General features: G+C 62.0%; 17 protein-coding genes. 8 read left to right on the top strand and 9 right to left on the bottom strand.

What is annotated here, in order from left to right; all coding sequences use genetic code 11:
- Nucleotides 1–94 precede the first annotated feature (94 nt).
- The 3 genes from priS to bcp are packed head-to-tail and all read left to right on the top strand — an operon-like array spanning nucleotide 95 to nucleotide 2,682.
- Nucleotides 95–1,252, top strand: coding sequence for a DNA primase small subunit PriS (gene priS / locus QT222_RS22810; RefSeq protein ID WP_004060189.1), 1,158 nt, complete (start codon nucleotides 95–97; stop codon nucleotides 1,250–1,252).
- Nucleotides 1,249–2,187, top strand: coding sequence for a DNA replication protein (locus tag QT222_RS22805; protein ID WP_491478466.1), 939 nt, complete (start codon nucleotides 1,249–1,251; stop codon nucleotides 2,185–2,187). Before priS ends, QT222_RS22805 begins: the two co-directional genes overlap by 4 nt.
- 36 nt (nucleotides 2,188–2,223) lie before the next feature.
- The gene (gene bcp / locus QT222_RS22800) at nucleotides 2,224–2,682 is read left to right on the top strand and encodes a thioredoxin-dependent thiol peroxidase (RefSeq protein ID WP_491478465.1); all 459 of its coding nucleotides are present in this window, start codon (nucleotides 2,224–2,226) and stop codon (nucleotides 2,680–2,682) included.
- A gap of 405 nt (nucleotides 2,683–3,087) precedes the next feature.
- Here bcp and QT222_RS22795 read toward each other — a convergent pair whose 3' ends face one another.
- Entirely contained in the window at nucleotides 3,088–5,352 is a 2,265-nt protein-coding gene (locus tag QT222_RS22795; protein WP_491478464.1) for a CDC48 family AAA ATPase, read from the bottom strand.
- Entirely contained in the window at nucleotides 5,353–5,601 is a 249-nt protein-coding gene (locus QT222_RS22790; protein WP_014732550.1) for a DUF7127 family protein, read from the bottom strand.
- A 331-nt stretch (nucleotides 5,602–5,932) separates the two neighbouring features.
- On the opposite strand from QT222_RS22790, the gene QT222_RS22785 reads away from it, so the two are divergent.
- Nucleotides 5,933–6,715 (top strand): alpha/beta fold hydrolase, encoded by a 783-nt coding sequence (locus tag QT222_RS22785; RefSeq protein ID WP_491478463.1) that lies wholly within the window; start codon nucleotides 5,933–5,935, stop codon nucleotides 6,713–6,715.
- A 30-nt stretch (nucleotides 6,716–6,745) separates the two neighbouring features.
- Here QT222_RS22785 and panB read toward each other — a convergent pair whose 3' ends face one another.
- Nucleotides 6,746–7,555, bottom strand: a complete 810-nt coding sequence (panB, locus tag QT222_RS22780; RefSeq protein ID WP_491478462.1) for a 3-methyl-2-oxobutanoate hydroxymethyltransferase — start codon at nucleotides 7,553–7,555, stop codon at nucleotides 6,746–6,748.
- Between the two features lie 148 nt (nucleotides 7,556–7,703).
- On the opposite strand from panB, the gene QT222_RS22775 reads away from it, so the two are divergent.
- Both QT222_RS22775 and QT222_RS22770 read left to right on the top strand, forming a co-directional pair.
- Entirely contained in the window at nucleotides 7,704–7,985 is a 282-nt protein-coding gene (locus QT222_RS22775; RefSeq protein WP_014732551.1) for a DUF5822 domain-containing protein, read from the top strand.
- Nucleotides 7,986–8,140: 155 nt separating this feature from the next.
- A complete protein-coding gene (locus QT222_RS22770; RefSeq protein ID WP_004060197.1) occupies nucleotides 8,141–8,989 on the top strand; it encodes an eIF2B alpha/beta/delta subunit family protein in 849 nt (282 codons plus the stop codon).
- Nucleotides 8,990–9,020: 31 nt separating this feature from the next.
- Here QT222_RS22770 and QT222_RS22765 read toward each other — a convergent pair whose 3' ends face one another.
- From QT222_RS22765 to QT222_RS22745, 5 genes are all read right to left on the bottom strand, one after another.
- Nucleotides 9,021–9,395, bottom strand: a complete 375-nt coding sequence (locus QT222_RS22765) for a hypothetical protein (protein WP_491478461.1) — start codon at nucleotides 9,393–9,395, stop codon at nucleotides 9,021–9,023.
- Nucleotides 9,396–9,451: 56 nt separating this feature from the next.
- On the bottom strand, nucleotides 9,452–10,621 hold the full coding sequence (locus QT222_RS22760) for a Gfo/Idh/MocA family protein (RefSeq protein WP_004060199.1): 1,170 nt from the start codon (nucleotides 10,619–10,621) through the stop codon (nucleotides 9,452–9,454).
- Nucleotides 10,618–10,809 (bottom strand): hypothetical protein, encoded by a 192-nt coding sequence (locus QT222_RS22755; protein ID WP_137685674.1) that lies wholly within the window; start codon nucleotides 10,807–10,809, stop codon nucleotides 10,618–10,620. Before QT222_RS22755 ends, QT222_RS22760 begins: the two co-directional genes overlap by 4 nt.
- Before the next feature lie 6 nt (nucleotides 10,810–10,815).
- Nucleotides 10,816–11,784, bottom strand: coding sequence for a sugar phosphate isomerase/epimerase family protein (locus QT222_RS22750; RefSeq protein WP_004060200.1), 969 nt, complete (start codon nucleotides 11,782–11,784; stop codon nucleotides 10,816–10,818).
- Nucleotides 11,785–11,896: 112 nt separating this feature from the next.
- Nucleotides 11,897–12,373 (bottom strand): GNAT family N-acetyltransferase, encoded by a 477-nt coding sequence (locus QT222_RS22745; RefSeq protein WP_049917505.1) that lies wholly within the window; start codon nucleotides 12,371–12,373, stop codon nucleotides 11,897–11,899.
- A gap of 177 nt (nucleotides 12,374–12,550) precedes the next feature.
- On the opposite strand from QT222_RS22745, the gene QT222_RS22740 reads away from it, so the two are divergent.
- A complete protein-coding gene (locus QT222_RS22740) occupies nucleotides 12,551–12,961 on the top strand; it encodes an archease (protein WP_049917506.1) in 411 nt (136 codons plus the stop codon).
- A gap of 118 nt (nucleotides 12,962–13,079) precedes the next feature.
- On the top strand, nucleotides 13,080–14,540 hold the full coding sequence (locus QT222_RS22735; protein ID WP_491478460.1) for an RtcB family protein: 1,461 nt from the start codon (nucleotides 13,080–13,082) through the stop codon (nucleotides 14,538–14,540).
- Nucleotides 14,541–14,561: 21 nt separating this feature from the next.
- On the opposite strand, the gene QT222_RS22730 is transcribed toward QT222_RS22735, so the two are convergent.
- Nucleotides 14,562–14,966, bottom strand: coding sequence for a DUF7969 family protein (locus QT222_RS22730; protein ID WP_049917513.1), 405 nt, complete (start codon nucleotides 14,964–14,966; stop codon nucleotides 14,562–14,564).
- Nucleotides 14,967–15,015: the final 49 nt, after the last annotated feature.

Raw genomic sequence — 15,015 nt, 5'->3', positions numbered from 1 at the left:
CTAGCAAACAACAAAACGTGCGCACGGTGAGAGAGTCGCCCACGGGCGCGCAGAGACGTAATCGCTTTAGCCCCGCCTCCGGAATCCGGGGTGTATGGATGGGCGCACACGCGAGTATCTCGAAGGTCGCTTCGGTGACTACTACCGGAGTACCGACGTTCCGCTCCCACCCGCCCCCGACGAGCGGGAGTGGGGCGTCATCCCGTGGTCGGCTGGCGGAACACGAATGCACCGACACCAGTCGTTACTCGATTTGGGTGAGCTCTCGGACTACCTCGCCCGCAGTGCGCCCCGGCACGTCTACTTCTCGTCGGCCCGGTTTGCCGACCCCGGCGCGGCGACGATGGACGACAAAGGTTGGCGAGAAGCCGACCTCGTATTCGATATCGACGCCGACCACCTCCCCGGTGTCGACCCCGAGACGACCGGTTACGCCGACATGCTCGAAGCGGGCAAGCAGGCACTTTTGGACCTCCTCGACCTTCTCGAAGACGATTTCGACTTCGACGAGATGCAAGCGGTCTTCTCGGGCGGCCGCGGATACCACGTCCACGTGCGCGACGAGTCTATCCGCGGTCTCGACAGCGAGGCGCGCCGCGAAGTCGTCGATTACATCCGCGCCATCGACCTCGACTTCGACGCGCTCATCGAGACTCGACAGCACGGCACGACGACACAGCGGGTCCTCCGAGCCGAAGGCGGGTGGGGCCGCCGCACGCACCGCAGACTCCTCGACTTCGTCGACGGCCTGATGGACATGGAAGAGGAGGCAGCGCTCGAACGGCTGAAGGAACTCGACGGCATCGGCGACGGTCGAGCGAAGACCATCCTCGGCGCGTTCCGGAATAATCCGGACGCCATCCGCGAGGGGAACGTCGAAGCCGGTGGTCCCGGCGTTCGAACACTGGTCGAATCACTCGCTCGGGAGACCGTCGAAGACGAAACGTCACCGATAGACGAACCCGTGACGACCGACACGAAGCGGCTGATTCGACTCCCGAAGAGCCTCCACGGTGGTTCGGGACTCGTCGTCGAACCCCTCGCTCGCGACGAAATCGAGGCGTTCGACCCGCTGGTCGACGCCGTTCCGGACCGCTTCCGCGGAAGTGAGGTTTCCATCAAAGTCACCGACCCCGGTGAGGTGACGTTCGATGGCGATACCTTTACACTCACATCCGGTGTGCAGTCGGTACGCGAAAGCCTCGGGGTGTTTCTCATGACCCGCGGTCGAGCTGAGAAGGTGACAGAATGAACGTAGACGACCTCAGGAGTGTGCTTCGGACGGAGCGACAGAAAGATAGCTTACAGCAACTCCGCGAGTCGTTCTACGAGGACGTTGCGGAGTATATTGCCCAACAGAAAGCGAAGCGACAGCAGAAAGCCGAACAGCTCGGAACCCCTTATTCTCCCGAAATCCGGCGCCTCACCGACGAAATCGAGACCGCAGAAGAGGTGGTAACGTCTATCTACGAACGCCGCGTCGGCAAGGTCGTCAAGGCCGCAAGTTTCGCTGCCGCCGGCATGTCATCCGAGACGGCCGGCCTGACTCACGAAGAACAGCAACTGTTCGACGATTTGGTCGCTCGAATCGAGGAAAATCGCGGAATCGTCCTCTCGGCACTCGAAGACGTTGCGGCTGCTGATTCCGCACCGACCGAGGTGTCGGCGACTGACGTGTCGACTTCGGAGCCGACGGGGACAGGTCCCGACTCGGCAGCAAACCCAATGCCATCGTCGGACACCGCACAGGCACCCGACTCGGAGCCAGCTTTTCCGCCGGACGAACCGGACCCGGAGACGGCCGGGTCGACTACCGACGCTGTCTCACCTGCAGCAGACGCCGGCGACGTACTCGCCGACGCGATGGGAACCGGTACGAGCGACTCGACATCCCAGTCCTCAGCTGACGGTGCCGACGCCTCCGCAACGGACCGTCCTACCGACGAAGCGGCGGCCGTCGTTGGTGGCGACGACCCAACGAGTGGCAGCGGTACGGACTCCACCGAAGACGACCCACTTTCGGGTCTCGCCGACGAACGCGAGACAGTCCGAATCACCGCCGACGTGGGAACTATTCTCGGCGTCGACGAACGCGAATACGACCTCGCCAACGAGGACGTGGTGACGCTCCCCGCCGCCAACGTCGACCCACTTGTCGAGCGCGGTGCCGCGGAAAAACTCGAGTGAGAAAGACCCTTCTTTGCGCCGCTTGAACTGGGAGCAATGCTCGAAATTGGCGACGAGGCTCCCGACTTCGAACTGTCTGACCAGCACGGCGACACCGTCTCGCTTTCGGACTTCCACGGCGAACACGTCGTCGTCTACTTCTACCCGCGAGCGGACACACCGGGCTGTACCACCGAAGCCTGCGGCTTCCGGGATGCGTGGGACGAGTTCGAAGTCCGCGACGTATCCGTCATCGGCATCAGCGACGACCCCGTTTCGGACCTCGACTCGTTCGCGGAGAAGTACGACCTGCCGTTTACCCTCCTCTCGGACGAGGACGGGAGCATCTCGACGAAGTACGATTCGTACGGTGAAAAGAACATGTTCGGAAACACGTTCGACGGTGTCTTCCGGAACACGTACATCGTCGGCCCCGACGGCGCTATCGAACAGGTCTACGAGGGCGTCTCGCCCGAGGGCCACGCCGAAGCGATTCTCGACGATATCGACGCCTGAGTCTCGGAAGGGTCGGCGATTTGTCGGCAACGTTTCGTAAATTGCGCCGCCTGTAGACACCAGTAGTTCTTCGTCAACGACGTCGTCTGTAGATTCCGAGAGTACCCTGTGGACCGCCTCGTGTTTCTGTAGACTCGAGCGGTCTCACGAGACGCAGAACCGACTACCGAATGCCGAGTACTATCTTTACAAACGAGGAGGGGCACACCGGATTTCCGGTGAAATGAACGTAGAACTAGTTGATAATTTCGTATCCCGAGAACTGCGTATTCCTACATAGCGGACAAGAGTGATAAGAACGTATCGATTGTGGAGTCAAAAGTGGCTTCAGCAGTCGAAAGATGTGCCAAAAAACAGCAGCGAGTCGAAATGAACGAAGTCGGTTAGAGACGGGTTACAGCCCGTTTACTGGAAGGTCCGCCCGACGCCGGTATCGCGGTCGCGTTCGACCTCGCTCTTTTGGAAGCGTTCTTCGATTTCCTCGTAGCGGCGGCGCACGTCGTCGGTGACGCTCGGGCCGATTTCGTCGAGGGCGTTTTCGAAGTGTTCCATCGTTACGCGGACGTTGCCGATGCTCTCGTCGATTTCCTCTTTGTTCACACTCTGGATGAACTCGCGGGAGGCGTTCATCGATGCCTCGCGGGCGAGGGCTTCGAGGTCGGCACCGACGTACCCCTCGGTTTTGGACGCGATTTTGTCGAGGTCGACATCGTCGGCCAACGGCTTCTCGCGCGTGTGCACGTCGAGGATGGCGCGACGGGCCTCCTCGTCCGGCACGGGGACGTGGACGTGGCGGTCCAGCCGACCGGGGCGCAAGAGCGCCGCGTCGATGAGGTCCGGCCGGTTCGTCGTGGCGATAACGACCACGTCTTCGAGTGCTTCGAGACCGTCCAACTCCGTCAGGAGTTGCGAGACGACGCGTTCTGTGACACCCGAACTCGTCGTATCACTGCCGCGTTCGGCCGCGATGGAGTCGATTTCGTCGAAGAACACCACAGTCGGAGCGTTCTCGCGGGCTTTCTTGAACACTTCGCGGACGCCCTTTTCGGACTCGCCGACGAACTTGTTCAGGAGTTCCGGCCCCTTGATTGAGATGAAGTTCGACTCCGCCTCGTTGGCGACGGCCTTGGCGAGAAGGGTCTTCCCCGTCCCCGGTGGACCGTACATCAAGACGCCCTTGGCGGCGTCCATGTCCATCGCCTGGAACACCTCGGGGTATTCGAGGGGCCACTGGATGGTTTCGCGGAGGCGTTCTTTGGTATCTCCGAGTCCGCCGACATCTTTCCACGTAACGTCGGGGACCTCGACGAACACCTCGCGGAGTGCCGAGGGTTCGATACCCTTGAGCGCCTGTTTGAAGTCGTCCTCGGTGACGCGAAGCGTCTCCAGTACTTCGGCGTCGATTTCCTCGGCCTCGAGGTCGAGTTGCGGGCGGATGCGGCGCAGTGCGTGCATCGCCGACTCCTTGGCGAGGGATTCGAGGTCGGCACCGACGAACCCGTGGGTGCTGTCGGCGTAGGCATCGAGGTCGATGTCGTCCGTAAGCGGCATGTTCCGCGTGTGGACCTGCAGAATCTCCTTGCGGCCGTCGCGGTCCGGAACACCGATTTCGATTTCGCGGTCGAACCGGCCACCACGACGGAGTGCCGTGTCGATGGCGTCGACGCGGTTGGTCGCACCGATGACGACGACTTCGCCACGTTCGTCCAGTCCGTCCATCAGCGAGAGCAGTTGGGCCACGACGCGGCGTTCCACGTCGCCACCGGCCTCACCCCGCTTTGGCGCGATGGAGTCGAGTTCGTCGATGAAGACGATTGCTGGCGAGTTCTCGGTCGCTTCCTCGAAGACTTCACGGAGTTGTTCTTCGGACTCTCCGTAGTACTTCGACATAATCTCCGGCCCGGAGATAGTGTGGAAGGACGCGTCGATTTCGTTGGCGACGGCCTTCGCGATGAGCGTCTTTCCGGTACCCGGCGGGCCGTGCAGGAGGACACCTTTCGGCGGCTCGATGCCGAGGCGCTTGAACAGTTCCGGGTGACGCATCGGCAGTTCAATCATCTCTCGGACCTGTTCGAGTTCCTTGTCGAGACCACCGATGTCTTCGTAGGTTACGGATGGACCGCTTCCGTCACCTGCCGCGGTCTCTGTAATCTGCTCGGCGGGTTTCTGGCTCACCTGGAACTCAGTGTTGTCGGTGACGACGACCGTTCCCTCCGGATTAGTCGAGGCAATCTTGATGGGCACCGACTGGCTCGACGCGCTCATGAAACCGAAGCCGAGCGGCAGTTGGATACTCTGACCCTGCGTGACAGGTTGCCCCGAGAGCTTATCGCGGATGTACGTCCCGATGTTTCCGCCGATACGGAGGTTCTGGGGGAGAGCGATGGTGACGCGACTGGCGGGTTTCACGTCTGCTTTCTCCACGTTGACGCGGTCGTCGATACCGACGCCAGCCTGCTGGCGGAGACGGCCATCGATGCGGATGATACCCGTTCCCTGGTCTTCGGGGTAGCCCGGCCAGACGCGCGCGATTGCGGTGCCCTCGTTCGGCCCCTCGATGCGGATGAAGTCGCCGCCTTCGAGGTCGAGTTCGGAGGCAGCGGCTCGGTCGATTGCGGCGAGTCCACGGCCGGCGTCCTTCTGTTTGAGCGGTTTGACGATGAGTTTCATTTATTTGTGGATGGTGATGGTGAGCACGCCGTTTCGAACCTCTACATCGGCATCGCTGCCAGGGAGTTCGAACTCCGTCTCGGTCACGTGGTCGTCGGTGTTGGCCACGACGATGGCCGTCGAGCCGACGATATCGACGTCGATCTCGTCTTCCGAGAGAGCGACGTCGGCCGCGATGACCCAGCTGTCTTCGTATTCGTACCGGCGGATGAAACGCTCGTTTCCACCGGTGAACTGTTGCATGCTCATAGTGAGTCTAACCTAAGGTTAGCTCTTTGTATATTTAAATCTTGTTTCGGTGAATCGGGTGACGGTGGCGTATTACCGAACTTTGGTTGAATTGCGGTTCACACTCGTCACACCTCACAGTATAGTTCACACCGGAGGAACGTCAATCTAGTGGCTACAATCCCGGTTATTGTACGAACCGGGGAGAACACGGGGTGAGCGTCCGTTGTAGGGTCGAATCGGTGCGTCCGAAGAGAGATAGACACAGCGGAGAAAACGAACGGTCACGGCGCAGCAAAGGCGGGCCGACACGGCGTAGGGGTTTATTCGCTCGCGGCGTCCAGATTCCACCATGGACGCGGCTACGGTGGACCACCACGGACGGACGATAGCATATCGACACCGTGACGCTGGCGGGACAGGACCGACAGTGCTGTGTATTCACGGAAGCGGCGGCTCACACGCCGTCTGGCGCGGACAGTTCCGCATCGCCAGCGACTATCCGGTTGCCGCGCTCGACCTGAGCGGGCACGGCGACAGCGACGATGTTGACGCCGCCCCCGGCTACGAGACGCTCTCTGCCTACGTCGACGACGTGGTCGCCGTAGCCGAAGCAACTGGGGCGAGCGTCCTCGTCGGGAACTCCCTCGGCGGTGCCGTTGCGATGACGCTTGCGCTCGAACGCGACCTCGACCTCGATGCACTGGTTCTCACCGGAACTGGGGCTAAACTCTCCGTGCTCGATGATCTCCTGACGTGGCTCGACAACGACTTCGACCGCGCCATCTCGTTTCTCCACAGCGGAGACAAACTACTACACACGGACGATGAGCGGTTCCGCGAAGGGTCGAAAGAAGCGATGTACGATGCGGGACAGGTCGTCACTCGACGCGACTTCCGCTCGTGTCACACCTTCGATGTTCGCGACGACCTCGACCAGATTACCGTTCCGACGCTGGCACTCGTCGGCGAGCACGACCGCCTGACACCGCCGTCATACCACGAATATCTCGCCGCCGAGCTTCCGGATTGCCAGTTCGGAACCGTCGAAGACGCCGCTCATCTCGCCATGTTAGAGCAACCGACGGCGTTCAACGACGCGGTGACCTCGTTTCTCGACCGCCGACTCGAATAGGAGGTAAAAATTCCGGCTTGCCGTCAGTTCTCAGTACAACTCGTCGAGGTCGTCTTCGACGTGACTGTGTTCTTTGGCGGGGAACTCGCCGTCTTCGACGGCCTCCTTGTACGCGCCGACGGCCTTCTCCATCTCCGATTTCACGTCGCCGAACTGGGTTGCAAAGGGCGGCACGCGGTCGCTCATACCGATGACGTCGTCGACGACGAGGACCTGTCCGTCGCAATCCGGTCCCGCGCCGATGCCGATGGTCGGAATGTCGATTGCCTCCGTGACCTGCTTTGCGACGTTCGCGGGAACGTGTTCGAGGACGAGCGAAAACGCGCCAGCATCGGCGTGCGCCTCCGCAAGTTCGAGGATTTCACGGGCGGCATCCCGGTTGGTTCCCTGTCTGCTGTAGCCGAGTTGTTTGACACGCTGCGGCGTGAGACCGAGGTGCGCCATCACGGGGATGCCGAGTTGAACGAGTTGCTCAGTCAACTCGACGGTGTGCGGCCCGCTTTCGAGTTTGACCGCGTCCGCGTTGGCCTCCTTCAACATTCGTCCGCAGTGCTCGATACTCGATGCCTCGTCCACGCCGAACGAGAGGAAGGGCATATCGGCGACGACGAGGGCATCGTCGGTTGCACGCGCCACCGCACCGGTTCGACTCTGCATCTCTTCGACTGTCACCGGCAGCGTCGACTCGTAGCCGAGTTCCGTATTGCCCATGCTGTCGCCGACGAGAATGATGTCGATACCTACGTCGTCGACGATGTGCGCCGTCGACGCATCGTATGCCGTAAGCATCGTGATTGGCTCGTTTCCAGCCTTCGACCGAAGGGCACGTACCGTGACCATGCAGGCCGTTCGCACGTCCGGGTTATGAGCGTCACCCTTGCGGTCCGGGGTGTAACCGTCCCGGCGTATCGACTGATTCGGGTCGTAAACAACGCGAAATTCCGACCGGAACCGGCACACATTAGCCCCCGCCGTGATAGCTCTACCCGTGCAACTAGTCGAGCGGACGAATCCGGAGGGTGTCGATTACGGATGGGTCATGCAGATGACCTTCGTGACGACGATTCTCGTCGGGTCGCCCATCGTTGCGCTCCTCTCGTTGAACGCTGGGCTACAGACGTGGGGTGCGCGCGCCGAATTCGCGATTCGTGTTGGTGCAGTCATCTGGTTCGTGACCTCCATCGCCCTGTTCATCTACGCCAAGCGAACCGACGCGGGCGACGGCGGAAGTGACCCTGAAACCAAAGCCGAGACTAGCACCGAAGACTGATACCCCCGACTCCGAACCTGACGACTTCCAGAAAGACCTAACGACCCCAGCAGATACCTAACGACCCCAGCAGATACCTAACGACCCCAGCAGATACCTGACACTCCGGCGGTGAGTGCCGGAAACTCTTTCACACGATACGGCGACGTTCGCGTATGATAGACGAGACCATCGAGGAGATTCGTGAGATGCAGACGCACAGCTCCTCGGTCGTCGCCGTCAAGGCCACGCAGTCGCTCGCAGAGTTGACCGAGCGCGACTACGCGACCGTCGAGGAGTTCGAGCGCGACCTCGAACGGAACATCGGCGCACTCAAGCGCGCAAACCCATCGCATGCATCGCTCTACAACGCCTTGCAGGACGTTCTCCAGAGCGTCCAGGGTGAGACGGACAGCCTCGATGAAGCGCGGGAACTCACCCACAAAACAATCAACCGCGTCGTCGAGAACGTCGAGACGGGCAAGCGCCGCGCGGCGCAAGAGGCGGCCAAGACAATCGAAGACGGAGACACGTTCCTCACGCACGACTACTCGTCGACGGTGATGGAAGCCGTCGAAATCGCCGTCGCCGACGGCGCTGAACTCACCGCCTACCTCACCGAGGCCCGCCCACGGTACCTCGGGCGCAAGTTCGCACGCGAACTCGCCGATGTCGACGGCGTCGAACCGCACCTGCTGGTCGACAGTGCATCCGGACTGTTCCTTCCCAAGTGCGACCGCGTCATCATCGGGATGGACTGCATCGTCGAGGACACGCTGTACAACCGCGTCGGAACGTTCCCACTCGTCGCCGCCGCAAACGAAGTTGGCGTCCCCGTTACTGTCGTCGGCTCCGGTGCGAAAGTCGTCGACGACGGCTTCCGCTTCGAAAACGAGATTCGCTCGCCCTCCGAAGTAATGCTCGAACCCGTCGAAGGCATCGAGTTGGAGAACCCCGCCTACGACGCCACGCCGGTCGACCTCATCGACGAGGTCATCACCGACGAGGGCGTGCTGACGTTCTGATTCGCGGTTCTCATTTTCACCGTCGCGGGTTTCAGAGTTGGCCAACGAAGAGTGCGCCGACGAGCAGCACGACACAGCCTGCGCCGAATCCAATCGAGGCGGCGGCACGCGCTTTCGCCGAGGTGCCCGCTGGGAAGCCGAGGAATCCGAACAGCGCGCCAATCGGGAGCGAAACGACGACCGCGTTCACCACGAGGTTGTCCCAAAGTGGACCGGGAACGACGCGAAAGTAGGCCGAGCCGAGCGTGGCAAGCGGAAAGAGCGTCCCAGCGATGAGTCCCGCGACGCCGAGTTGCAGTCGAGAAACCGAATGAACATCCAGACGGCGAATCACGACGCCAGCGCCGACGCTGACGACCGCACCGAAGGCCAATAGGCCGAAGATGAGCGGCTGGCTGAGGACCATCAACTACGTGTCGGTAGAGCGTGTGAAAAATCCTGTCGGCCTAGTTTCATCTCAGCCTATTCGAGGCTGACCCACTCGCCGGTCTCGTCGGACCGCTCGATGGCGTCGAGCACTTCTTGGACCTCGTAGGCGTCCTCGAACGATGGGTGGAACTCGCCACCTTCGGCCGCCTCGCCGGACTGCGTCCGACTGCCCGCAGCGGCCCGCTCTGCGACGGCGGTGAGGAACTCGTAGTTCTCGTGGACGAAGGTGTGTTCCCAGCCGATGACGTGGCCCGGTGGCCACCAGTTTCCTACGTAGGGGTCCGACTCGTCGGTGACGAGCACGGTCTCGTAGCCGCGGGCGTCGCCCGTCTTTACCTCCAGTTCGTTGAGGCGTTCGAGCGAGAACGTCAGACTCCCCTCGGAGCCGTGAATCTCGATGGTGTGGTCGTTCTTGTGGCCGTCGGCGAATCGAGAGGCTTCGAACGAGCCGACTGCGCCGTTTTCGAACTCGGCCTGTGCCGTGTAGGCGTCGTCGACCGTGACGGGTTTGTACTCGTCCGTGCCGGGCACCGGTCGCTCGTCGACGAACGTCTGGAGGTGGCCGGAGACGCGTGTAATGTCGCCCGCGACATCCGAATCCCCGACGAGGAAGCGCACGAGGTCGATAGTGTGCGCACCGAGGTCGCCGAGCGCGCCGGACCCGGCGAGGTCTTTGTCCATGCGCCACGCCCACGGTGCTTCGGGGTCGACGAGCCAATCCTGTAGGTAGCGTCCGCGGACGTGGTGAATCTCACCGAGTTCGCCGTCCTCGATGAGACCCTTCGCGTACTGAATCGCCGGGACGAACCGGTAGTTGAACGCGCATCCGGCCACGCCGTCGGCGTCGCGGGCGGCGTCGCGCATCTCTTCGGCTTCTTCGAGCGTCGGGGCGAGCGGTTTCTCACAGAAGACGTGTGCACCGGCTTCGAGGGCCGCGATGGACGGTTCGGCGTGGAGATGGTTCGGCCCGAGGTTGTAGAACACGTCCACATCGCCGACCACGTCGCGCCAGTCCGTCGCCGTCGACTCGAAGCCGAAGCGGTCGGCGGCATCGGCGAGGGCTTCCTCGTCGCGACCGACGATGACGGAGCGCTCTACGTCCGGCGCGTCGGGGAAGAACATCGGCAGGCGTGCGAGGGCGTTCGCGTGCGCCTTACCCATGAATCGGTAGCCGAGGACGCCGATTTTGAGGGATTCAGTCATTGTGTCACCCCACCAGCCGATTCAGTACCGCGAGCGAGGCCGAAGGCCGAGTCTCGTGGCACTTTTTGGTCCAGATTTTTCCGGTGAGCAGGCCACGAAGCGGCCCCGAACCGGAAAAAGGTGGGCCTGAATCGGTAGCCGAGGACGCCGATTTTGAGGGGTTCGGTCGTAGAATCGGTGTTACTCATCGAGAATCACTCCGCCCAGTAGGCCTCGCCGGGTTGCGTTTCGAAGACGGCGCGCGAGAGCACGTCGACGGCCTTCTCCAGTCCCTCGTTCGAGGAGGTGAGCGCGTCTTCGTGTTCGATAGAGAGCGCGCCCTCGTAGCCGACCATTCGAAGCGTCGAGACCACGTCCTTCCAGTGGCCTTCGTCGTGGCCGTAGCCAATCGAGCGGAAGAGCCACGAGCGGGCGGCGGTGTCGGTGTAGGAGGTGGTGTCGAGGACACCCTTGACCTTCGCGTGGTGGTCGTACACTTTCGTGTCCTTCGCGTGGAAGTGGTGGATAGCGTCGTGGTCGCCGAGGAAGCGAATCGCTTCGGTTACGTCGATATCCTGCCAATAGAGGTGCGAAGGGTCGAAGTTCGCACCGATGCGTTCGTTGGTCGCCTCGCGCAGACGCATCATGCCCGTCGGTTCGTAGACGAGCATGTTCGGGTGCATCTCGATGGCCATGTCGACGCCGTGGTCGTCGGCGAATTCGGCGAGGTCGGACCAGTAGTCGATGGCGACGTCCCACTGGTACTCGTGGGCGTCGGCGTGCTCGGTCGGCCACGGGGCCGTAATCCAGTTCGGCACTTCGTCGTTCGGGCCGCCTGCCGGGAGGCCGGAGAAACACGTGACGGTGTTTACGTCGAGGACACTGGCGAGTTCGATTGCCTCGCGGAGTTCTTCGTCCGCCTCGGCGGCTGTTTCTTCGTCGGGATGCAGCGGGTTGTTGTGAGTCGCTAGCGCGCTGATTTGCATCTCGCGCTCCTCGACGGCGGCGAGCAGGGCAGCCTGTCTCTCGTCGTCACCGAGGACGGCCGCTCGGTCGACGTGGTCTTCGCCGGGCCATCCGCCGACGCCGAGTTCGACGCCTTCGACGCCGATACCCGACAGATAGTCGAGCGCGTCGGCGAGAGATTCGTTTCCGAGTGGGACAGTGAGCACACCGATGTACATACACGAGCATATTACTACGAACTGAATAAAAATTAAGGATGCGGGCAAAGAGCCTCGTGGCTCACTGGTAATTCACTGGTAATCGACGCGCGCAGCCGGTCGAAGTGGTGAGCTACCGAAGGAGAAATTCGGAGAGGCGCTCTCTGAGACTCGCTTCCTCGCCGAGTCGGAGATAGAACGCGGAGCCGCCGTCTTCGTAGTAGTTCTCGATGCGGCGGCGGACGGTAAAACCGATGTTCTCGTAGAAGTCGAGGGCATTCTGATTCGTCGTGCGGGCGTGACAGGTCACGACGGGATGCTCCTTGGCAACTTCCGCGACGAGTCGCTTCGCGTATCCCTTCCCGCGGGCGTCGGGGGAGACGGCGAGAAAGAGAATGTAGCCGTCACGTCGTGTCGAGGCGAAGGCGACGAGCGTGTCGTTTTCGAAGAGGAGATACGTCGTCGACCGTCGGTAGGCGTCCATGAAGAACCCTCGTCGTTGCTTCAGGAGACCCTCATCGACCCGAATTTGCTCTTTCAGGTCCCACGCCTCCTCGGCGTACTCCTTCTGTCCGGGGGCGTCGACCCGCATCTCCACGTTGACGCTCACATTCCGAGGTTACCGGAGCGAGAATATAACTCCACCGTCCGTCAGTATACCTCATAGATACCACTGGTGGAATGTGTCAAGAGCCGGCAACAGACCTGGGAAGTGACGGGTTCTTGAGAGGCGCAGGGACGACGACTGACCGAAAGGACGAGGGTAGGCGGTGCCCCTGTGTTCAGTATGTGCTACACACTTCGCGAACACACTGCCGACGTGGCAGTCGAAGCCCACGGGTCGACCCTCGGCAACGTCTTCGCCGCCGTCGCCGACGGTCTCACTGCCGCGATGTGCGACGAGTTAGCCGAGACAGGCGACCGATTTTCGTTTTCCGTTCGGGCGGAGAGTCGAGAAGCGCTGCTGTTTGACTACCTCGACCAACTCATCTACGAACGCGACGTGCGCGGCGTCCTCCCGGCCGCCCACGAGGCGACAGTGCGTCAGACAGACGACGAGTGGATTGTCGACGCCTCGGCACGGGGAATCCCCTTTGCCGACGTGGACGCCCGCGACGTGAAGGCCGTCACGTACTCCGAGATGCGACTCGAGGAGACCGGAAACGGGTGGGAAGCGTACGTCGTTTTCGACGTGTGAACCGACGATACTGACAGTCGGATAAATGGTAGACGGGCAGACCTTGGTGTCGTGAAGACGTTTTCTTGTGCGGACGCGTGACGGAATCCTATTGAGTCGCCGTCTCGATTATTCATACATGACTACACGCGAGTTCGGCGATATCGAACTGCGACGAGTTCGTGAGCACGTCTGGGAGATTCCACAGGAGGGCGAGATGAACGCCCCCGCACGGGTGCTCGCCTCCGAAGCGTTGCTCGAACAGATCGGACAGGACAAGACGCTCGAGCAGTTGCGGAACGCGACGCACCTGCCGGGCATCACCAACCACGCTATCTGCATGCCCGACGGCCACCAGGGCTACGGCTTCCCTGTCGGCGGCGTCGGCGCGACCGACGCCACAGATGGCTGTATCTCGCCGGGTGCTGTCGGCTACGACATCAACTGCGGCGTCCGCATGATGACGACGAACCTCACCTACGAGGACCTCAAGGGCAAGGAAGCGGAACTGGTCGACGCCCTCTTCGAGGCGATTCCGTCCGGTCTCGGCGGTGGTGGTGTCGTCACGGGCGACGCGGAGACTATCGACGATATCCTCGCCCGTGGGATGGAGTGGGCGCTCGACGCGGGCTATGCGACCGAAGACGACCTTGCACACTGCGAAGACGAGGGGTCCCGTGACGACGCACGACCCGAATACGTCTCGCAGAAGGCCAAAGACCGCGGACGCAACCAAATCGGAAGCCTCGGCTCCGGGAACCACTTCCTCGAAGTGCAGCGCGTCACCGACGTGTACCGCGAGGACGTGGCCGAATCGTTCGGTCTCGAAGCCGACCAAATCGTCGTCCTCATTCACTGTGGCTCTCGCGGTCTCGGCCACCAGACCTGTACGGACTACCTCCGGCGAATCGAGAAGGAACACGCGGACCTCCTCGAAGAGCTACCGGACAAGGAACTCGCCGCCGCACCCGCGAGGTCGCAACTCGCCGAAGAGTACTACGGCGCGATGTGCGCCGCCATCAACTTCGCGTGGGTGAACCGGCAACTCGTCATGCACCGCACGCGCGAGGTGTTCGCCGACGTGTTCGACCGCGACTGGCGCGACATGGAGATGCGACTCCTCTACGACGTGGCACACAACATCGCCAAGAAGGAAGTCCACACCGTTGACGGCGAGGACCGAGAACTCTACGTCCACCGCAAGGGCGCGACCAGAGCGTTCCCCGCGGGCCGACCCGAACTCCCACCGGCGTACGCCGACGTGGGGCAGCCGGTCATCATCCCCGGCAGCATGGGCGCGGGAAGTTACATCCTCCGCGGCGGCGAGTCGTCGCTGGACCTCACGCTCGGTTCGACCGCCCACGGCGCAGGCCGCTTAATGAGCCGGACGAAAGCGAAACAGGAGTACTGGGGCGAGACGGTTCAGGAAGAACTCCGCGAGCAACAGAAAATCTTCGTCAAGGCGCAATCGGGCGCGACGGTGGCCGAGGAAGCACCCGGCGTCTACAAGGACGTTGACGAAGTCGTTCGCGTCTCCGACGAGTTAGGCATCGGCGACAAAGTGGTTCGGACGTTCCCCGTCTGCAACATCAAGGGCTAACCGTCCGAGACTCCCGAATTCTCAGAACCGACCCGGCCCGCGCGGGCCAGTATCCGGCCCTCGCGGACTCGATGGTCCCTGTCCGCCGATGACGACGTAGTCGCTTTCGGGAACGGACTCCACTTCGCGGCCGTGTTCGTACTTTACGAACGAGAGATAGAAGTCGCGGCCGCATGGCGACGCCAATCCCGGGTTCTCCACGTCGTCCGCCTCGCTCACCACGTCGGTCCACGTCAGGTCAGGCGCGTCGCTTTCGCCGCAGACGAAGTGGATTCCTTCGGCGTCCTCGAAGTCCTCGTCCGGGTCAGCGTACACCCACCCTTCGAGCGGATAGGGCGTTACTGACTTGTCGGCGAGGTAGCCGTCGCGTTCGAGTTCGACGACCGCGCCGCAGTGCGGACAGTAGTACGAGACCGGGTATCCCATGTCGAGGAAGTAGAACCCGTCGGGCTTAACGGCCTCGGCGGAACGAAAG

The organism is Haloferax sp. s1, from assembly GCF_058382125.1.
This window is presented reverse-complemented; position numbering and strand designations above follow the sequence as displayed.